General features: G+C 66.5%; 15 protein-coding genes. 6 read left to right on the top strand and 9 right to left on the bottom strand.

The genetic code is table 11. The annotated features are described in order from the left end of the window. Window positions 1-187 precede the first annotated feature (187 nt). Complete coding sequence (locus ACQR0Z_RS06945) at window positions 188-1,198, top strand: hypothetical protein (protein WP_434918143.1); 1,011 nt, start codon at window positions 188-190, stop codon at window positions 1,196-1,198. A 13-nt stretch (window positions 1,199-1,211) separates the two neighbouring features. Here ACQR0Z_RS06945 and sseA read toward each other — a convergent pair whose 3' ends face one another. From sseA to ACQR0Z_RS06930, 3 genes are all read right to left on the bottom strand, one after another. Continuing rightward, window positions 1,212-2,069 carry a 3-mercaptopyruvate sulfurtransferase gene (gene sseA, locus ACQR0Z_RS06940; protein WP_434879528.1) on the bottom strand — a complete coding sequence of 286 codons (858 nt, stop codon included), beginning with the start codon at window positions 2,067-2,069 and terminating at the stop codon, window positions 1,212-1,214. A gap of 109 nt (window positions 2,070-2,178) precedes the next feature. Further along, entirely contained in the window at window positions 2,179-2,592 is a 414-nt protein-coding gene (locus ACQR0Z_RS06935) for a rhodanese-like domain-containing protein (RefSeq protein WP_434862352.1), read from the bottom strand. Window positions 2,593-2,751: 159 nt separating this feature from the next. Next, a complete protein-coding gene (locus ACQR0Z_RS06930) occupies window positions 2,752-3,927 on the bottom strand; it encodes a vWA domain-containing protein (RefSeq protein WP_434862351.1) in 1,176 nt (391 codons plus the stop codon). Between the two features lie 132 nt (window positions 3,928-4,059). Between ACQR0Z_RS06930 and ACQR0Z_RS06925 the strand changes: the two genes are divergently transcribed. Together ACQR0Z_RS06925 and ACQR0Z_RS06920 are read left to right on the top strand one after the other, a co-directional pair. Then, window positions 4,060-4,305, top strand: a complete 246-nt coding sequence (locus ACQR0Z_RS06925) for a GlsB/YeaQ/YmgE family stress response membrane protein (protein ID WP_434862350.1) — start codon at window positions 4,060-4,062, stop codon at window positions 4,303-4,305. 89 nt (window positions 4,306-4,394) lie between these two features. Continuing rightward, a complete protein-coding gene (locus tag ACQR0Z_RS06920) occupies window positions 4,395-5,237 on the top strand; it encodes an AAA family ATPase (protein ID WP_008964954.1) in 843 nt (280 codons plus the stop codon). A 41-nt stretch (window positions 5,238-5,278) separates the two neighbouring features. Here the strand turns inward: ACQR0Z_RS06920 and ACQR0Z_RS06915 are convergent, their stop codons facing one another. Together ACQR0Z_RS06915 and ACQR0Z_RS06910 are read right to left on the bottom strand one after the other, a co-directional pair. Continuing rightward, entirely contained in the window at window positions 5,279-5,662 is a 384-nt protein-coding gene (locus tag ACQR0Z_RS06915; protein WP_434862349.1) for a response regulator, read from the bottom strand. Further along, window positions 5,655-7,133 carry a sensor histidine kinase gene (locus ACQR0Z_RS06910; protein WP_434879529.1) on the bottom strand — a complete coding sequence of 493 codons (1,479 nt, stop codon included), beginning with the start codon at window positions 7,131-7,133 and terminating at the stop codon, window positions 5,655-5,657. Before ACQR0Z_RS06910 ends, ACQR0Z_RS06915 begins: the two co-directional genes overlap by 8 nt. A 228-nt stretch (window positions 7,134-7,361) precedes the next feature. On the opposite strand from ACQR0Z_RS06910, the gene ACQR0Z_RS06905 reads away from it, so the two are divergent. After that, complete coding sequence (locus ACQR0Z_RS06905; RefSeq protein ID WP_434879530.1) at window positions 7,362-8,873, top strand: helicase HerA domain-containing protein; 1,512 nt, start codon at window positions 7,362-7,364, stop codon at window positions 8,871-8,873. Between the two features lie 48 nt (window positions 8,874-8,921). On the opposite strand, the gene ACQR0Z_RS06900 is transcribed toward ACQR0Z_RS06905, so the two are convergent. After that, window positions 8,922-11,051, bottom strand: coding sequence for a phosphocholine-specific phospholipase C (locus ACQR0Z_RS06900; protein WP_434879531.1), 2,130 nt, complete (start codon window positions 11,049-11,051; stop codon window positions 8,922-8,924). Between the two features lie 243 nt (window positions 11,052-11,294). On the opposite strand from ACQR0Z_RS06900, the gene ACQR0Z_RS06895 reads away from it, so the two are divergent. Next, entirely contained in the window at window positions 11,295-12,887 is a 1,593-nt protein-coding gene (locus ACQR0Z_RS06895; protein WP_434862345.1) for an ATP-binding protein, read from the top strand. An 873-nt stretch (window positions 12,888-13,760) separates the two neighbouring features. On the opposite strand, the gene ACQR0Z_RS06890 is transcribed toward ACQR0Z_RS06895, so the two are convergent. Next, window positions 13,761-14,939, bottom strand: a complete 1,179-nt coding sequence (locus tag ACQR0Z_RS06890) for a cytochrome P450 (RefSeq protein ID WP_434918142.1) — start codon at window positions 14,937-14,939, stop codon at window positions 13,761-13,763. A 74-nt stretch (window positions 14,940-15,013) separates the two neighbouring features. Then, on the bottom strand, window positions 15,014-15,805 hold the full coding sequence (locus ACQR0Z_RS06885; RefSeq protein ID WP_434918141.1) for a helix-turn-helix transcriptional regulator: 792 nt from the start codon (window positions 15,803-15,805) through the stop codon (window positions 15,014-15,016). A 180-nt stretch (window positions 15,806-15,985) separates the two neighbouring features. Here ACQR0Z_RS06885 and ACQR0Z_RS06880 point away from each other — a divergent pair, with 180 nt between their 5' ends. Beyond that, window positions 15,986-17,131: an ABC transporter substrate-binding protein gene (locus ACQR0Z_RS06880; RefSeq protein WP_434918140.1), complete on the top strand. Its 1,146-nt coding sequence runs from the start codon at window positions 15,986-15,988 to the stop codon at window positions 17,129-17,131. A 283-nt stretch (window positions 17,132-17,414) separates the two neighbouring features. Here the strand turns inward: ACQR0Z_RS06880 and ACQR0Z_RS06875 are convergent, their stop codons facing one another. Further along, window positions 17,415-19,049, bottom strand: coding sequence for a GMC family oxidoreductase (locus tag ACQR0Z_RS06875; protein WP_434918139.1), 1,635 nt, complete (start codon window positions 19,047-19,049; stop codon window positions 17,415-17,417). Window positions 19,050-19,111 lie beyond the last annotated feature (62 nt).

Genomic DNA, 19,111 nt, shown 5'->3' with positions numbered 1-19,111 from the left:
GGCCGCATCGATGCCGCGATTTGACGAGCGAGCGGGAACGCTTTCGGTATTCTGACTTCAGCCTGATTCGCGATGCACGGCAGAAGCCGGCACCGTCGCGAACGCGGCCATTCCCTGTGATCACCGCGTTCCCTACTGGCTCGAAGGTCTCGGCAGTCCTGCTGCCGTGACGGAGAGTTTTCCGTCGATGCTTCCCGGCTTTCGTTTCCTCGTCGCCGCGATCCTCTGTTCGATCTCTCTCACCGTTTTCGGCATGGGTGCTGCAGCTCTGTTGCGCGCCGCTCATGAACAGTTTGCCAGCAACTCGTCCTGGCGCTCGACCCAGGCATCCGGCTTCACCACCTTCCTGCCACCGGCGGAGCCACCGCCGGTTCTCGCCGTGCTGCGGGTCGAGCCCAGCCCCGCGGCCCCGCTCGCTTCAGCCGCGAGCCCCATCGACGCGCCGCAGGCCGCAGCCGAGCCGCTGAGCGCCGCGGCATCCGATGCTCCGGTGACGGAGAAGATCGAGACAGCGGCCGCCGTCGAGCCGCCGGCCTTGCCGACCCCCTCTCTGCCGGCTGACCTGGTCGACACGAGCCGTGTCGTGATCCCGAGCCAGACCGTCGCGGCGCTGAGCGATGGCACCGGCAGCATGAAGCCTGAAATTGGCAGCGCCGATATGGCGAGCACGGTCGTCGTCGAGAAGGCGACCGACAAGCCCAAGATGGACATGGCTCCGGAAGCGACCGCTTCGAATCCAGCACCGGTCGTGGCGTCCTCCACCAGCGAGCCCTTGGCCACCCCAACCGCGCCTGCGTCCGGGCTGCAAGTCGTCGCGAGCGCAGATACCGCCATCGCGACTCCGGCTCTGCCGGCGCCTGCCCCGGCACCGGTGGCGCTCGATCCGATCGCAGCCAAGCTGGCGGCACTCGGCGAACAGCCCATCCACCAGGAGCGGCCCGCGGCCGGCGAGCATCGCGCTTCGGTCAAAATCGCCAGCGTTCAGTTGCGGCGGAGCGTCCTGAAGAAGCGGCAGGCCCGCGAGAAGCAACTGGCCGCCAAGCGTGCCAAGCAGCGCCGCTATGCCCAGCGCGTCCGGGCCGCCCGCCAGGCTGCAGCCCAGCAGCAGCAACCCCAGGCCTTCCCCAACCCGTTCGAGCAGCAGCCCTTCGGTCAGGCCCAGGGCATGACCCAGGCGGCCGCGCCGCGCTCCCGATAGGAGCCGGCGCCGGTCAGGCCGGTCCGGTCGCGACGGGCGGCCCGTTCTCGACGCCCCATTCCGACCAGGAGCCGTCATAGAGCGCGGTGTCGCGAATGCCGAGCCGGTAGAGCGCCAATGTCAACACCGCCGCGGAGACGCCAGAGCCGCAGGAGGTGACGATCGGCCTCGCCAGGTCGACGCCCGCGGCGCTGAACGCTCTGCGCAGGTCCTCGAGCGGCTTCATCACGCCGGTGGCGGCGTCGAACAGCTCCGCATACGGCAGATTGCGGCTGCCCGGAATGTGACCCGAGCGCAGGCCGGGCCTCGGCTCGGCGACCTCGCCGGCAAAGCGCGGCGCCTGCCGTGCGTCGATCACCTGCTCGGCATGGCCTGCGAGGTTGGCAACCATCTGCTCGATCCGGCGCACGCGCGCGGCGTCAAAGGTCGCGCGATAGCTGCCCGCGGCCGGCGTGACCTGTCCGCCATCCACGGGGCGCCCCTCGGCAACCCACTTCTTTAAACCGCCATCGAGCACGCGCACATCCGCGTGGCCGAACGACAGGAACATCCACCAGGCGCGCGGGGCGGCGACCCAGCCGCCGGCATCGTAGACCACGACCGTATCGCCGTTGCTGACACCGAGCCGCGCGGCGTCCCGGCCGAACTGCTCCGCGCTCGGATACATGTGCGGCAGCGGATTGGAATGGTCGGAGACCTCGTCGACGTCGAAGAACACGGCGCCGGGGATGTGCGCCTTCAGATAATCGTCCTTCGGCAAAGGCAGCACGCCCGGCATCTTGAAGGTCGCGTCGAGCACCTTGACCTTGGGATCGCCGAGACGGGCCGCAAGCCAGTCGGTGGAGACGAGCGGGTCATTGGGGGCGGTCATGGCCTGGCTCCAGCATCACTTTCAAATCGTCATCGCCGGACTTGATCCGGCGATCCATCTTCTTCAAGCGATGGACACGCGGGTCAAGCCCGCGTGTGACGAGCAGGTTTCAATCCTTTTTCTTCGGCGCCCAGGCCTCGACCGGCCCGCCCGCCTCGCGCCAGGCGGCAAAGCCGCCGCCGATGTGGGCCACGGGCTTGAGCCCCATATCCTTTGCGGTCTTGGCGGCCAGTGCCGAGCGCAGGCCGCCGGCGCAATGGAAGATGAACGTCTTGTCCTCTTGGAAGATCGGCTTGGCGTAGGGGCTCTGCGGATCGATCCAGAACTCCAGCATGCCGCGCGTGCAGGAGAATGCGCCGGGAATCCTGCCCTCGCGCTCGATCTCGCGGGGATCGCGGATGTCGACGATCACGACGTCGTCGCGCTTGGCCGCCTCCATCGCCTCAGCCGCGGAGAGCGTCTCGATCTCGGCATTGGCTTCGTCGAGCAGCGTCTTGATGCCGCGGGTGATGGTCTGGGGCATTCTCGAACCTCCCTGCCCCGCTATTGCAGAGCGTCGTATTGCTCGGCGTCATTCCGGGGCGGCCCGCAGGACCGAACCCGGAATCCAGAGCTTATCGAACAAACCTCGAGATTCCGGGTTCGATCGCTGGTGCGACCGTCCCGGAATGACGGGGCCGTTCTAGCGCACCAGCTCCTTCATCGCCGACTCCAGCCCCTCGATCGTGATCGGATACATGCGCTCGGAAAAGATGCGGCGGATGATGGTGGTCGACTCCGAGTAATCCCAATGCTTCTGCGCCACCGGATTGAGCCACACCGTATGCGGATAGGTGCGGATGACGCGATCGAGCCAGACCGAGCCCGGCTCCTCGTTGACATGCTCGACCGAGCCGCCGGGCACCATGATCTCATAAGGGCTCATCGACGCGTCGCCGACGAACACCACCTTGTAGTCGTGCGGATATTTGTGCAGCACGTCCCAGGTCGGCGTGCGGTCGGTGAAACGCCGCTTGTTCTGCTTCCACACGCCCTCATAGAGGCAGTTGTGGAAGTAGAAATATTCCATGTGCTTGAATTCGCTCTTCGCCGCCGAGAACAATTCCTCGACCTGGGCGACGTGCGAATCCATCGAGCCGCCGATGTCGAAGAACACCAGCACCTTCACCGCATTCCGCCGCTCGGGACGCATGTGCACGTCGAGATAGCCGTGATTGGCCGTCTCGCGGATGGTGGTGTCGAGATCGAGCTCGTCCGGCGCGCCGGTGCGGGCGAACTTGCGCAGGCGGCGCAGCGCGACCTTGATGTTGCGGATGCCGAGCTCGACATTGCCGTCGAGATCCTTGAACTCGCGGCGGTCCCACACCTTCACGGCGCGGTTGTTGCGGTTCTTGTCCTGGCCGATCCGGACGCCTTCGGGGTTGTAGCCATAGGCGCCGAACGGCGAGGTGCCGGCCGTGCCGATCCACTTGTTGCCGCCCTGGTGCCGGCCCTTCTGCTCTTCCAGCCGCTTCTTCAAGGTCTCCATGAGCTTGTCCCAGCCCATGGCCTCGATCTCTTTCTTCTCTTCCTCGGTGAGATACTTCTCGGCCAGCTTGCGCAGCCACTCCTCGGGGATTTCGGCCTTCTCCATCGCATCGAGGAGATTTTCCAATCCCTTGAACACGGTGCCGAAGACGCGATCGAACTTGTCGAGATTGCGTTCGTCCTTCACCAGCGCGGTGCGCGACAGATAGTAGAAGTTCTCGACCGAATGCTCGGCGAGATCGGCGTCGATGGCCTCCATCAGCGTGAGATATTCACGCAAGGAGACCGGGACCTGCGCGTCGCGCAGTGCTGTGAAGAATTGCAGGAACATGCCCATTAGATCGCGCGGCCCGGAGGGCACGTCAAGGGCCAGGGCGCGTCGAGGGCTGCCGCTGCGGCCAGTCTGGACCGGGCGGCTTTTTGCTCTACAATCCCAGGAACCACGGATGGAATGGGGGTTTTCATGGGTATCATTGCAGCGCTGATCATCGGTGCCATCGCGGGCTGGCTGGCCGGATTAATCGTTCGCGGCGCCGGTTTCGGCCTGATCGGCAATATGGTGATCGGCATCATCGGCGCCCTGGTCGCGAGCTACGTGCTGCCGGCGCTGCACATCGCGCTCGCCAGCGGCACCTTGGGTGCGATTTTGGACGCCACCATCGGCGCCGTCATCGTGCTCGTGATCCTCTCGCTGATCAGGCGCGCTTGATTATTTCTCCTTCCGATGGCAGCCATCATCTCAAAGCCGCTGCCGCGGCGTAGCCACTCAACACAAGTTCGACCGACAAGCGAGGCGCGATGAAATTTACCGGGACCCAGGACTACGTCGCCACCGACGACCTCAAAGTGGCCGTCAACGCGGCGATCGTGCTCGAGCGCCCGCTGCTGGTGAAGGGCGAGCCGGGGACCGGCAAGACCGTGCTGGCCGAGGAAGTCGCCAAGGCCGTCAACGCGCCGCTGCTCACCTGGCACATCAAGTCGACCACCAAGGCGCAGCAGGGCCTCTACGAATACGACGCGGTGTCGCGGCTGCGCGACAGCCAGCTCGGCGATAGCCGCGTGTCCGACATCAAGAACTACATCAAGCGCGGCAAGCTGTGGGAGGCGTTCACCGCCGAGCAGCGCCCGGTACTGCTGATCGACGAGATCGACAAGGCCGACATCGAGTTTCCGAACGATCTCCTGCTCGAGCTCGACCGGATGGAGTTCCACGTCTACGAGACCAACGAGACCATCAAGGCCAAGTTGCGCCCGATCGTCATCATCACCTCGAACAACGAAAAGGAATTGCCCGACGCATTCCTGCGCCGCTGCTTCTTCCACTACATCAAGTTCCCCGACGCAGACACGATGGGCCGCATCGTCGACGTGCACTTCCCGAACATCAAGAAGCGTCTGGTCGAGGAAGCGTTGCGCATCTTCTTCGAGGTGCGCGACGTGCCCGGCCTGAAGAAGAAGCCGTCGACCTCGGAGCTGCTCGACTGGCTCAAGCTGCTGCTCAACGAGGACATCGGCCCCGAGCAGCTTCGTGAGCGCGATCCGCGCAAGCTGATCCCTCCGCTGCACGGCGCCCTCCTCAAGAACGAGCAGGACGTGCATCTGTTCGAGCGGCTCGCCTTCCTCAGCCGGCGCGAGGTGTAGGGCCTCCGCCTCCCGCCCGGCAGGTCCGTGCCGCGGGCGCGTCATTGTCGCGCCCCGGTTTCGGCCATGCGTCCGAGCGCACCGATGAGCCCCTCGACTGCAATCGGCTTCTCGTAGCGGAGAATCTCCGCGAACCGGTCGGGGATGATCGATTCATCGTAGCCCGTCGTGAACACGAAGGGCACGCCGCGCTCAACCAGCAAGTCCGCGACCGGAAACGCCATCTCGCCACGCAGATTCACGTCGAGCACGGCACCATCGATCCTCGCCTGGCTGTTCGCGAGCACCAGCGCTTCCGCAACGGTTCCGACCGGTCCCAGAACCGTTGCGCCGGCACCGCCGAGCTCGCGCCTGAGCTCGTCGGCCAGCATGTATTCGTCCTCGACGATGAGGATGTGACGGTCACGCAGCGGACGTTCAGGCATGGTCCTCGAGCTCCGGCGTGGTGAAAGACACGGGAAGCGAAATCGTGCAGCTGACACCGTCGGGCGTGAACCCGAACGAGGTCCTGGCATTGAGCTGATAGGGCAAGGCCTGCTCGATCAGCTCGCGGCCCTGTCCCGTGCCGACGGAGACGACGCCAGGGGGCGGCATGTCGACGTCGCTCTCCCGCCAATCGATGTGCAGCCAGGGCCTGTTGTCCGCGCCGTTCCGCTCCAGCGACCAAACCACTCCGAGCCGGCCGGACGGCTGCGCCAGCGCGCCATATTTGACGGCATTGGTGGCGAGCTCATGCAGCGCCATCGCAAGCATCTGCACCGTGGAGGATCGCAATCGCACACCCGGCGGCCCGGCCAGTGTGACGCGCTCGGACGTGCCGGCGACCGCGGACAGCTCGCTGCGGATCAGATCGTCGAACGTGACCCGGTCCTGCTCCTTGAGGCGCGACAGCAGGCCCTGGACACGCGACAGCGTGTCCAGCCGGTCACGGAAGCGCGTGCGGAAATCGGCGAGATCGGTGCTGGCGCGCGCCGTCTTGTCGGCCATCGAACGCACGACGCCGAGCAGGTTGCGGGTGCGATGCTGCAACTCGGCCACCAGCACCGTCTGCCGCTCCTCCCACTCGCGCCGCTCGGTGACGTCGATCATCGCGCCGGTCATGCGGATCGCCCGTCCGGCCTCGTCGTAGAAGAAGCGGCCGCGGCCATACAGCCAGCGCAGCGTCCCGTTCGGATGAATGACGCGAAACTCGCGCGCATAGTCCTCGCGCAGCTCCATCGCCCGCCGCACCGCCGCTTCCGTTGCCGCTCGATCCTCCGGATGAAGCCGCGCCGTCCAGGCCTCGTAGCTCGGAGGCACTTCGCCGACGCCGTAGCCTTCCATGCGGAAATGCTCGTCCGACCAATAAACCTCGCCGGTCCTGACGTTCCAATCCCACAGACCGAGCCGCCCGACCTCGACCGCGCTGCGCAGCCGCTCCTCGCTCTTGCGCAACTCCTCTTCGGCCAGCTTCTTTTCGGTGATGTCGCGGGCCGCGCCGAACCATTCGAGGACGACGCCATCGCCACTCATCATCGGCACGGCACGCGAATGCGCCCAGCCGAGCGTTCCGTCGACCCTGATGACACGATGCTCCAGCTCGAACACGCTCTTCGTCGCAATAGCCCTGCCGACGGCGTCCAGCACCTGCGGCTGGTGATCGGACGGGATGTACTTCGCGAGCCAGCGCCGGCTCGGGGTCATCGTATCGGCAATGAAATCCTTGCCTCGGAGAAAGCGCATCTCGCTCCAGTCCGGGCTCATGCAATAGACGACGTCGAAGCTCGCGGTCACGAAGGCGCGGAAACGCTCCTCGCTGGCGCGCAGTCGCGCCATCGCATCGGCGCCCTGCACGACGTCGGCCTGGGGCGCGAGCATCTGCGTGTCCGCGCGCACGGCGTCCGAATGCTCGTTCACTTGCTGCCCCATTTTTCGGCATCGTATCGTGAAACCCGAGCATGCGCCAAGCGCCGGGCGTTTCCTGTCGACCGCGGCTTCGACCGACCCGCCGCAGCCTCGGAGTTCCCTGCAGAAATCATCCACAGCCGATGCTGAATCTGGGACAAGCCCGCACGAAGGCTCGACGCATCGGTCCGGGCTTGTTAAGCGCCACCCTCTGCGGGACGCGGGTTTGAGTCGGGGCACATGACGGTTGCGATCGAGATGGGGCAGACGACGGCGGGATCGCCTGCGGCCCTGGACCTCGAAGAACTGCTGGCGACCCGCCTGCTCGTGCAGGGCAATTCCGGCTCCGGCAAGTCGCATCTGCTGCGCCGGCTGCTGGAGCAGAGCGCGCCCTGGGTGCAGCAGACCATCATCGATCCCGAAGGCGATTTCGTTACGCTTGCGGAGCGATTCGGCCACCTCGTCATCGAGGCCGAGGACCACACCGAGCGCGCCCTTCAAGTCGCCGGCGAGCGGGCGCGGATCCACCGCGTCTCCACCGTACTCAACCTCGAAGGGCTCGACGCCGAGAACCAGATGCGGCGGGCGGCGGCGTTTCTCAACGGCCTGTTCGAGATCTCGCGCGACCATTGGTACCCGATGCTCGTCGTCGTCGACGAGGCCCAGTTGTTCGCGCCCGCCGTCGCCGGCGAAGTGTCCGACGAAGCGCGCAAGGCCTCGCTCGGCGCCATGACCAATTTGATGTGCCGCGGCCGCAAGCGCGGGCTGGCGGGGGTGATCGCGACGCAGCGGCTGGCGAAGCTGGCCAAGAACGTCGCGGCCGAGGCCTCGAACTTCCTGATGGGCCGTACCTTCCTCGACATCGACATGGCGCGCGCCGCCGATTTGCTCGGCATGGAGCGCCGCCAGGCGGAAGCCTTCCGCGATCTCGAGCGCGGCCAGTTCATGGCGCTCGGCCCCGCTTTGTCGCGCCGTCCGCTCGGCCTGCGCATCGGCCCGACCGACACCAAGCCGCGCAATGCGACGCCGCGGCTGATGCCGCTGCCGGAAGCCTCGCTCGAGGACGCCCGCGCCGTCATCCTCGCCGCCCCACCGCCCGAGGCCAACCCGCGGCCGCAGCGCAAGCCGCAGCCGGAGCTGCTCGACCAGCTCATCGCGGCGAAGTCCGCCGCACTCGAATTCCGCCCAGAACCGCCGCCGCCGGAGATCAGCGAGGAGGAGCTCGCCGAGCGCCGCGCCCGCGTCGAGCGGGTGTTGCAGGCGGTGCTGGCCGAGCCCGACGCCGGCTTCCGCGCCGTCGGCGTGCTCTACCAGGAGTTCGTCGTCCGCTGCCGCATCGAGGGGCTGGGCACGGCCGTGCCCGACCTCAACGAATTCCGCCGCATGCTGACCCGCGCGCGCGCCGGCCTCGGCGGTGACGCGGCCTCCGACGATGCCGGCTGGCAAGACGTCACCTTGCGCGCCTCGCTGCTGCCCGAGGACATGCAGGGCGTGTTCATGATGCTCGCCCGCGCGGCCAAGGACGGCCGCCCCTGCCCGAGCGACGCCGCGATCGCGCGCGCCTACGGTTCGCACTCGCTGCGCCGGGCGCAGCGGCTGCTCACCTATATCGAGGACCAGGGCCTGATCGTCTGCCAGCTCGATGGCGCCGGCCGCCGTATCGTGACCCTGGTCGAACTTGCCTGGGCCACCGCGCCCGGTGATCCCAACGCCGACGACGCCGATCAATCGCTCGTCACCTCTTCGTCCTGACGATGCGCCCGGATCGCTCCGGGCGCATCGCGTCGCTGTTGTCCGCGATCAGCTCGCGGCGATCTTGCCCATCGCCGGATCGCTGATGCTGGGCCGGCCGTTCTCGACATGGCCCGCGAGCTGCCAGTTGAAATTGGCGTCGCTGTCCGCCGTCACCGTCAGGTCGTACCAGCCATGGGTCTGGCGCAGCCGCACCTTGGTCTCCAGCCGCTGGCCGCGCTGCAGGCGATGCCGCTCGCTGCGTCCCGAATAGTTGTCGGTCAGCGTGACCACGCAGCTCGCGCCTTTGTTGGTGAGCGCCACCGCGAGGCTGCGGGCGTCGTCTCCCTCATCCCAGTCGCACATGTGAACGGTGTCGACGTCGACCAGCGCCGCGGTCGAGACGACGCCGCCCTTGAAGTGCCGGTAGAAGCCGTTCGGGCCGTACACCGACAGGTCATACTGGCCGGCGCTGGCGGCAAGATCCCACACGCCGTTCAGCGACTTGCCGGCCTCGACCGTGTAGCTCCACGGACCGGTCGCGGTGTTGCCGGAACGCACGTGGAAGCAGACGCCCGCCTGCCCCGGATTTACGAAGCGGATGCCGAACTTCTTATGCGCGGCATCCGCATCGCCGTCCACGCGCAGGTCATACGGCAGCGCGCGCGCCGGACGGATGCCGGGCTCCTGCTGCGGCAGCACCTGCTTGGCCGGCGGCACCGGGTGATAGTCGTCGAAGCGCGCGCCCGAGGTGATATCGGAGGCCGGCGGCTTGAAGCCCGCCGTGCTCGGCAGCGGCGCCAGACCTTCGTTCGGCGAGGTGAAGTTGAACGCCGAGGTGAGATCGCCACAGACAGCGCGACGCCAGGCCGGGATGTTGGTCTCGAACAGATCCTTCGCATGGCGATGGAAGCGCTGCTCGATGAAGCGGATCACCGAGGTGTGGTCGAAGACCTCAGAGCAGACATAGCCGCCGCGCGACCACGGCGACACCACCATCATCGGCACGCGCACGCCGAGACCATACGGTCCCGCGAGGTGATTGGCGTCGCCGGCGAACAGGTCGGTGCTGACGTCGACGGTGGATTGTCCATAGGCCCGCGACATCGCCGGATAGGGACCGACGACGTGGTCGAAGAAACCGCCGCCCTCATCGTAGTTGATGAGCAGCACGGTCTTGCTCCACAGCTCCGGATTCGACGTCAGGATGTCGAGCACCTTGGAGATGTACCAGGCACCCGGACCCGGCAGCCAATTCGGATGCTCGCTGAACGCCTCCGGCGCGGCGATCCACGACACCTGCGGCAGTGTGCCGTTGCGGACGTCGTTGCGCAGGCCGTCGAACAGATTCTCGAACGTACCGCCCTTGGCGATGTTGCTGCCGCGCAGCGCCTTCTCATACAGCGGGCTGCCCGGCTGCGAGTTCTGGTACTGATGGAAATACAGCAGCGAGTTGTCGCCGTAATTGCCGATCCACGGATTCTGCGTCCAGCCCCAGAAGCCGGCGGCATTCAGCCCGGTGCCGATGTCCTGATAGACCTTCCAGGAGATGCCGGCCTTCTCCAGCCGCTCCGGGAACGTGGTCCAGTCATAGCCGGCCTCGGCGTTGGTGATGACCGGGCCGCCATTCTTGCCGTCATTGCCGTCCCAGCCGGTCCACAGATAATAGCGGTTCGGATCGGTCGGTCCCATCACCGAGCAGAAATACTGATCGCAGATCGTGAAGGCGTCGGCGAGTGCGTAGTGCCAGGGCAGATCCTGCCGGTTCATGCAGGTCATCGTCGTGGTGCCCTTGTTGGCGATCCACTTGTCGTAGTTGCCGTTGTTCCAGGCCTTCTGGCCGTCGTTCCAGCCGTGCGCGACATCCTCGACATAGACCTGGCCGGCATTGTCGACGCGGAACGGCATCACCGATCCCGTGCCGTTCGGCTGCTGCCAGACCGGATTGCCGTTCGGCAGCTTCACGGCGCGCGGGTCGTTGAAGCCGCGCACGCCACGCATTGCGCCGAAATAATGATCGAACGCGCGGTTCTCCTGCATCAGCACGACGATGTGCTTGACGTCCTCGATGCTGCCGTGACGATTGAACGCCGGAATGGCGTGCGCGCGCTCGATGCTCTGGCTGAGCGCCGCGGTGGCGGCCGAAGCTCCGAGCAGGCGCAGGAACTCGCGCCGGTTGTGCGCGATCGTGTTCGACATCTCTTTCACTCCCGAAGTGACGAAGGTGTCGAGCGGCTTAGGTGGCGGCGTTAACAGCCGCGTGACCGGGCGGTTAAGGATGTGTGGCACGGGCTTGACAGCGGAGTTGGGAATGGCGTTCGGCCAGGCCGCCAATGCCCTTGCGCGAGGGACGAAAAGCTGAATGATCCTTTCGGTTTGAGACAACGGGCGGCCCGCGTGGCGCCAGGATTGACGCGTTGCCTTTTTGAGGATGGTTTGCAAATGCCGACATTGACGGTGCAAGCGGCGGGCCTGCCGGAGGCGCCGGGATGGTTCTGGCTGTATGTCGTGTCCAACGCGCTCATCGCCTGCGCCTTCTTCACGGTCTCCATCGTCATCGGCCTGTATCTGTTGCGGCGCTGGAATGAGGTCATGTTCCGCGGCGCACTGGCGGCGCTCGGTGTGTTCGTGGCGCTGTACGGGCTCACGCGTCTGCTCGCGATTCTCGATCTCTGGGTGTCGGACGCACGATTCGAGAGTCTTCTTTACGCCCTGCTCGCCGTGATCTCGGTCGTGGTCATTGTCAGCATGATTAGGATGCTGCGCAAAATCCTGGTGCAGCCGACTCGCATCGTGCTGCAGAAGGCCTATGAACGATTGGAGGAAGAAATCCGGCAGCGCCAGGCCGCCGAGGCGATGGTGCGGCGTTTCCAGGAGATCGAGGCCAACGAGGCCCAGGTGCGCCAGGCGCAGAAGATGGAGGCGATCGGCCAGCTCACCGGCGGCGTCGCGCACGATTTCAACAACATCCTGACCGTGATCACCGGGACGATCGAGATCCTCGCCGATGCGGTCAAGGACAAGCCGCAGCTCGCCGGCATCGCCGACATGATCAGCGCCGCCGCCGAGCGCGGCGCCGACCTCACCCGGCATCTCCTCGCCTTTTCGCGCCGCCAGCCGCTGCAGCCGCGCTCCACCGACATCAATGGGCTCGTGGTCGATGCGGCACGCCTGCTGCGCCCGACGCTGGGCGAGCAGATCGAGATCGAGTCGATGCTCGCGCATGACAGCGCGCCGGCGCTGATCGATCCGAGCCAGCTCTCGACCGCCATCCTCAACCTCGCGCTCAACGCGCGCGACGCGATGCCGGACGGCGGCAAGCTGACGCTCGAGACCAAGAACGTCACGCTCGACGAGCACTACGCGCGGCTGAACCGCGACGCGAGGCCCGGCCACTACATCATGATCGCGGTCAGCGACACCGGCGAAGGCATTCCGGCCTCGCTGCTCGACAAGGTGTTCGAGCCGTTCTTCACCACCAAGGACGTCGGCAAGGGCTCGGGCCTCGGGCTCAGCATGGTCTATGGCTTCGTCAAGCAGTCCAACGGCCACGTCAAGATCTACAGCGAGCAGGGCCACGGCACGACGGTGAAGCTCTATCTGCCGCGCGCGGCGAGTGCGCCGGAGCTGCCGGCCGCCGACGTCGAGCGGCCAGCCGTGCCGCGCGGCGACGAGACCATCCTGATCGTCGAGGACGACGCGCTGGTGCGCGACTACGTCATCGCCCAGGTGCGCCGGCTCGGCTATCGCACGCTGTCGGCGAGCAACGCCGCCGAGGGGCTCGCGATCATCGACAGCGACGAGCGGGTCGACCTGTTGTTCACCGACGTCATCATCCCCGGCGGCAAGAACGGCCGCCAGCTCGCGATCGAAGCCGAGAAGCGGCGGCCCGGGCTGAAGGTGCTGTACACGTCGGGCTACACCGAGAATGCCATCGTGCATCATGGCCGGCTCGACGCCGATGTGCTGCTGCTCGCCAAGCCATATCTCAGCGCCGATCTCGCCCGCATGATCAGGACCGCGCTGGAGGCGTGAGGGCGACCGTGATGGAGCCGCGCGTCTCCTCGTCACGACGCGCCCCGCTCCCGTGCGGTTTTGGGACGCATAGGCCGGCCACACCCTCAGCGTCATCCCGGGCAAGTCCGGCCCTGCGAAGCGGGGGCGGACGCCGACCCGGGATCCATACGCCGTAGCAGGTGTGGCTGGGCGGGATGGAGCGGCCATCGTGCCTCGAACAGCTCCCTGGGGTTATGGGTCCCGGATCGGCGCGCGCTTGCCGAACAATGCTTGCGCGTGTCGGGAGCGCGCTTGTCCGGGACGACAGTGGTGGACTTGGTTGGGGACCGCGCCAACTCATAAGACGCGGGATTGCAGTCCCGCGGCACATCGTGCCCGAGGCATGCATCGCTCATGTCCCTCCGAAATAAGAGAGGGCGCGAGGAAGGCCGGACCTCGGCTGAGGCCCGTGGCCCGCCTGCAGAAAGAAATGCAGGCGGCAGTCACCACGAGTACAGCCGGACAGACCCGGCCTTCCCCGCGCGATTGGTTTTAACGGTGTCCTTCGTGCTCTCCCTGGGGATCGGCTTTGTTGCCCCCATCGCCCGCGCGTGCCGTCAAGCAACGACCACGGACTTGACCTCAGCGTCGAGAGGCCAGGACCACACGACTTCGCCGTCCGCGCCGGCCATGCTCGTCTGGCACGACCGTCACGTCCATCGCAGCCCACCTCCACGTTCGTGACGACGCGTACGTCCCTCTGCTCGAGGCGGGTTGAGCCAGAGCATCGACCTGATTTGCCCGACGACACAAGCCAGGACGCCTGCGGCAAACTAACACGACGGGCAATTCACGCATGGCGCACATGCACGGCGTGCCCGTCGTGCAAACAAATCGCCAGACAGCACCGGATTAATTCCGCGTCGCATCCCACGTCACCGGCAGGTTGAGCAGGCCGCGGAAGGCCCAGCCGCCGATGCGGACCGGCTCGGCGTCGCGCAGCCGCAGGTTCTGCAGCCGCGCGAACAGCGTCGGCAGGGCGACGTCGGCGATCATCGCGCGCGAGGCCCAGGCGCCAGCGCAGAAATGCGGGCCGGCGCCGAAGGCGATGCTCTTGGAGACGTCGCGGCGGATGTCGAAGCGGTCGGGATCGGGAAAATGCGCCTCGTCGCGGTTGGCCGAGCCGAACATCAGGAACACGCGCTCCTCCGGCTCGAACGTCACGTTGCGGATCGACCAGGGTTTGGCGATGCGCCGCGGCGACATGCCGATCGGTGAGATCCAGCGGGCATATTCCTCGAACACCTGCAGCCAACGCACTTCGCCGCTCATGGCGAGCGCGAGCTGCTCGCGATGCGTCAGCAGCGCCCATACCGTGCCGGCGATGGCATCGCGCGGCTCGTTCTGGCCGCCGGAGATCGCGAGCTTGATGTTGGCGCGGATGCTGTCCATCGGCATCTGCGTGGCGAGCATGACACCGAGCAGACTCTGGTTCGGGGTCTGTTCCAGCACCGGCACCATGTCGTCGATCGCGGCGTCGATGCCGAACGTGGCCGCATTGCAGCGCGCCTCGACCGCGGGATCGCCGGTGTAGTTGGCGATGCCGTCGATCATCGCCTGCGACCACGCGTTCATGTCCTGATAGCGCATGTTGGTGAGGCCGGTGATCAGCTTCAGACATTCGGCCGAGAACGGCAGGGCGAAATCGCGGACGAGATCGACGCCGGCCGCCGGATCGAGCGCGTCGATCAGCCGGTCGGCGTGGGCCTGGAACTGCGCCAGCCAGTGCACGCGGACCGCGCGCGGCGACACCGCGGGCGCGATCGCCTGACGCTCGGCCATATGCGCGGCGCCGTCCTTGCGCATCATGTTGTGGCCCATCAGCCGGTTCATCAGCCCCTGCGGCTGGTGCGAGCTGAACACCTCGATCTGCTTCTCGGAGACGAAGATGTCGTCGCGCCGGCATAAAAGCGTGCTGCCGAGTTGCGGCACGAAGGCGATCGGCGCCTCCTTGCGCATTTGCGCCAGCGCCGGATAGGGATCGGCCCAGAATGTTGCGGGATCGATGTCGAAATGCGGTGCGGTGCTCACGCGTGGCCTCCGGTCAGACGGCGCAAGCTAGCGGCGGGCATGAGCCGCGTCTGTCCCGGTGATGGGTGACATGATCAGTTCAGCGGCTTCGGCACGGTCATCAGCCGCAGCGCGATCGCGAACAGCTCGTTCTGCGAGGCGATGCCGAGCTTCTCATAGGCGCGCTTGCGATAGGTGAAGACGGAGTTGAGCGCGATGCCGAGATCTCCGGCGATCGCCTCAGACGTGAAGCCGTCGAGGATGCGCCGGCAAACGTCCTTCTCGCGTGGGGTCAGCACCGACAGCGGGCCGCCGGCCGCGAACAGCAGCGCGAGCTTGTCCGCCGGAGTCGCCGCGTCCGCCTCGTCCTGGCAATGCCGCGCGACGATCGCGGCGACGATCGGGGCGACCGCCGTGATGCGCTGCCGCTGGGCCTCGGTGAAGCCGCCCTGCTCCGCCGTGCGATAGAAGTTCACATAGGTGCAGTGATCGCCGACCCAGATCGCGGTGGCGGCCTTGTCGACGATCTCCGAGTCCTCGAAGAACAGCTTGCGATAGCCCTTCGGATACATCCGCCGTGCGAAGTGCGGCAGCAGGATGTGTCGCTGCTCCGCGCGCTCGCGGAAGATCACGTCGCGGTTGGGATCAGCGGTGTGGAAGTGCTCCGAATAGGCGGTGCCGAGATCGGGCCCGATCGCGATGTTGCCGGTGCTGAGCAGGCAGCGCGCCGAGCGCTGGCCGGCGAAAGAGAACACCATGCAATGGCCGACATCGGCGACATCGCGCAAGGTGTCGATCAGGACGGCCGGAAACGATGGCTGGCCGATGGCAAGCACCAGGGCGCTGACGGCGCTGGTCGCATCGACGCCGGATCTGATGGCCTCCATGATGGTCCTCCCCCCGGATGTTCTGTTTATTTCAGCCTAGCAGCAACGTTGGACAGCTGGAAGGCCGCCCGACGTCACCAACCACGGGGACAGACGCGCGGCCGCGACGGGGCTAGGCTTGGCGGCTCGAAGTCGCGGCCGATCAACGCGCCGGGCACACTAAACGGGGAGGAACTCGCGATGAGAGCCGCACTCACTGCGCTCGGAATGGCAGCCATGCTGGCGCTCGGCGCGCCGGCGCGGGCCGACATCAAGGTCGGTATCGTGGTGTCGGCGACCGGGCCCGGCTCGGCGCTCGGGCAGCCGCAGATCAAGGCGGTCGCCGCACTGCCGAAGGAGATCGGCGGCGAGAAGATCGTCTACATCGCGCTCGACGACGAGTCCGACAGCGTCAAGGGCCTGCAGAATGCGCGGCGCCTCGTCATCCAGGACGGCGTCGACGTCATCATCGGCTCGTCGCTGACGCCGGTCACGATGCCGATGCTCGATGTCGCGCTGGAGTCACGCACGCCGCTGCTGTCGCTGGCGGCCTCGACCGCGATCGTGCAGCCAATGGACGACAAGCGGAAGTGGGCGTTCAAGGTGGTGCCCAACGACGACATCATGGCCGCGGCGATGTTGAAATACATCGCCAAGAGCGGCGTCAAGACGCTCGGCTTCATCGGCGTCTCCGACGGCTATGGCGAGGGCTACTACCAGGAGGTGAGCAGGCTGGCGCCGAAGCTCGGTATCACGGTCACGACGCATGAGGTCTATGCGCGCGGCGACACCAGCGCCGCCGGCCAGGCGCTGAAGGTGATCGCGACCAATCCGGATGCGGTGTTCATTGCGTCGGCCGGCACGCCCGCCGTGCTGCCGCAGCAGGCGCTGCGCGAGCGCGGCTATCAGGGCAAGATCTTCCAGACCCATGGCGTGGCGACGCAGGAGTTCATCAAGCTCGGCAAGGAGAACGTCGAAGGCGCGATCTTCGCCGGCGAAGCGTTCTCGATCGCCGACGATCTTTCGCCGGAGGATCCGTTCCGCCGCGCCAACGACGCGTTCGTTACGGCCTATCAGGCCGTCCATGGCGACCGGCCGAACATTTTCGCCGCGCATCTGTGGGACACGGTGACGCTGCTGAAAGGCGCCATTCCCGGCGCGCTCAAGGCCGCCAAGCCCGGCACGCCGGAATTCCGCGCCGCCCTGCGCGACGAGCTCGAGCGCGGCAAGGACGTCTACCTCAACAACGGCCTCTCCACCATGAGCCCGACCGACCACAACGGCTACGACGAGCGCTCGGCGTTTTTGATCAAGGTCGAGGGCGGGAAGTTCAGGCTGGTGAAGTAGTCAGGTTCGCGTTTTTTGGCACAACTGGCCCGGCGCGGACGGTGCACTCCCCTCCCCCTTGCGGGGAGGGGTCGGGGGTGGGGGTCCACGAGTGCGACTATCAATGATGCGCAATTGAGTGCGCGCGAGACAGACTGGTCCTGGATAGCAGCTCGCCGAAAGTGAGCCTGAAAATGCGTTCGGCGCCCGGGGACCCCCACCCCCGACCCCTCCCCGCAAGGGGGAGGGGAGCTCACCTTTGGCGCGGTGGGTGCTCGACCTCCACGGGTGAGGTGACGCGCTCTTAGGCCGATAGTCTCTCCGCCGTCGCGACCTTGCCCAAAATCAGATCCGCCGCCTTGTCGCCGATCATCAGCGTGGCCGCATTCAGGTTGGCCGAGATCATGCGCGGCATGATGGAGGCGTCGGCGACGCGGAGGCCTTGCATGCCGTGCACGCGGAGCTGGTCGTCGACGGTGGCCCAGGTGGAGTCGGCCGGGCCCATGCGGCAGGTGCAGCCGGGGTGGAAGGTCGTGGTGGCGCGCTGGATGGCGGCGGCAAGGAATTCGTCGTCGCTGTTCACCTTCGGGCCCGGGAAGTCCTCATAGGCGTAGTACGGCGCGAGCGGCGCCGAGGCCAAGAGCCGGCGCGCCAGCTTCATGCCGGCGACGATGACGCGGCGGTCGAGCTCGGCGGTGAGATAGTTGGTCTGGATCAGCGGCGGCGCGAACGGATCAGCGGAGCGGATGCGGACGTAGCCGCGGCTCTCTGGACGCTGCTGCCAGGACGCGACCGTCATGCCGGGCTCGTCCTCGAGCTGGCCCTGCACGCCTTCCTTATAGCTCGCAGGCGTGAAGGTGAGCTGCAGGTCGGAGCTCTCCGCGGTTTCTCCGGAATGCCAGAAGCAATAGACCATGGTCGGTGACAGCGACAGGATGCCCTTGCGCGTCACCGCCCATTTCAGCGCCTCGCCCCACAGATTGAGGCCGCGCGCGAGCTCGTTGATGGTCTTGATGTTCTTGACGCGCGCCACCGTGCGCGGCGCGTAGTGATCCTGCAGGCCCTCGCCGACAGAGCGGAGCGCATGGCGCACCTCGATGCCGTGCTGCTGCAACAGCTCGGGCGCGCCGATGCCGGAGAGCTGCAACAGCTGCGGCGAGTTGTAGGTGCCGCCGGACAGGATGACCTCCTTCCGCGCGCGCACCTCGACCGGCACGCCGCCGCGTCCGCCGCGGCTGTAGCGCACGCCGACGGCGCGCTTGCCTTCAAGCATGATGCCGGTGGCATGCGCGTGGGTGCGGATCTCGACGTTGGGCCGCTTGCTGGCGGGCTTCAGGAACGCGGTCGCCGAGGACACGCGGCGGCCGTTCTGGATGGTGCGCTGGACGTAGGACACGCCCTCCTGGATGGCGCCGTTATAGTCGGGATTGCGCGGGATGCCGAGCGTGACAGCGCCGTCCATGAACGCCTCGCACAGCGTGTCCTTCCACTCCATGGTGGTGACTTCAAGGCTGCCGTCGCGGCCGCGATATTGCTCGTCGCCGGCGCCGATGCGCTTCTCCATGCGCCGGAAGTGCGGCAGCACGTCGGAATAGCTCCAGCCGCGATTGCCCATCTGCGCCCAGGTGTCGAAATCCTGGCTCTGGCCGCGATTGTAGACATGGCCGTTGATCGAGGACGAGCCGCCGAGCGTCTTGCCGCGCGGCGCATAGATGCTGCGGCCGGCCGTGTAGGGCCCCGGCTCCTGCTGGTAGCCCCAATTGATGCTCTTCATGTAGAAGGTCTTGATGAAGCCGGCCGGCAGATGGATGTAGGGATGCCAGTCACGCGGGCCCGCCTCCAGCACGCACACCGTCACCGACGGGTCCTCGCTGAGGCGGTTGGCGATCACGCAGCCGGCCGAGCCGGCGCCCACGATCACATAGTCGAACGTATCCATCTCGTCTGTCGTCCCGGTCTCATCATGCCTGCCGCATGACGCGGCAAGGCGGCCATAGCGCG

It is taken from the genome of Bradyrhizobium sp. HKCCYLS3077, assembly GCF_051167555.1.
GTDB lineage: Bacteria > Pseudomonadota > Alphaproteobacteria > Rhizobiales > Xanthobacteraceae > Bradyrhizobium.
Note: the sequence above shows the minus strand (reverse complement) of the source record. Positions and strands in the feature narration are given on the sequence as shown.

Bases quoted from the DNA above. Each gene is read 5' to 3' on its own strand.
- ACQR0Z_RS06945 (WP_434918143.1), top strand. From the start codon at position 188: ATGCTTCCCGGCTTTCGTTTCCTCGTCGCCGCGATCCTCTGTTCGATC.
- sseA (WP_434879528.1), bottom strand. From the start codon at position 2,069: ATGACCGCCCCCAATGACCCGCTCGTCTCCACCGACTGGCTTGCGGCC.
- ACQR0Z_RS06935 (WP_434862352.1), bottom strand. From the start codon at position 2,592: ATGCCCCAGACCATCACCCGCGGCATCAAGACGCTGCTCGACGAAGCC.
- ACQR0Z_RS06930 (WP_434862351.1), bottom strand. From the start codon at position 3,927: ATGTTCCTGCAATTCTTCACAGCACTGCGCGACGCGCAGGTCCCGGTC.
- ACQR0Z_RS06925 (WP_434862350.1), top strand. From the start codon at position 4,060: ATGGGTATCATTGCAGCGCTGATCATCGGTGCCATCGCGGGCTGGCTG.
- ACQR0Z_RS06920 (WP_008964954.1), top strand. From the start codon at position 4,395: ATGAAATTTACCGGGACCCAGGACTACGTCGCCACCGACGACCTCAAA.
- ACQR0Z_RS06915 (WP_434862349.1), bottom strand. From the start codon at position 5,662: ATGCCTGAACGTCCGCTGCGTGACCGTCACATCCTCATCGTCGAGGAC.
- ACQR0Z_RS06905 (WP_434879530.1), top strand. From the start codon at position 7,362: ATGACGGTTGCGATCGAGATGGGGCAGACGACGGCGGGATCGCCTGCG.
- ACQR0Z_RS06900 (WP_434879531.1), bottom strand. From the start codon at position 11,051: ATGTCGAACACGATCGCGCACAACCGGCGCGAGTTCCTGCGCCTGCTC.
- ACQR0Z_RS06895 (WP_434862345.1), top strand. From the start codon at position 11,295: ATGCCGACATTGACGGTGCAAGCGGCGGGCCTGCCGGAGGCGCCGGGA.
- ACQR0Z_RS06885 (WP_434918141.1), bottom strand. From the start codon at position 15,805: ATGGAGGCCATCAGATCCGGCGTCGATGCGACCAGCGCCGTCAGCGCC.
- ACQR0Z_RS06880 (WP_434918140.1), top strand. From the start codon at position 15,986: ATGAGAGCCGCACTCACTGCGCTCGGAATGGCAGCCATGCTGGCGCTC.
- ACQR0Z_RS06875 (WP_434918139.1), bottom strand. From the start codon at position 19,049: ATGGATACGTTCGACTATGTGATCGTGGGCGCCGGCTCGGCCGGCTGC.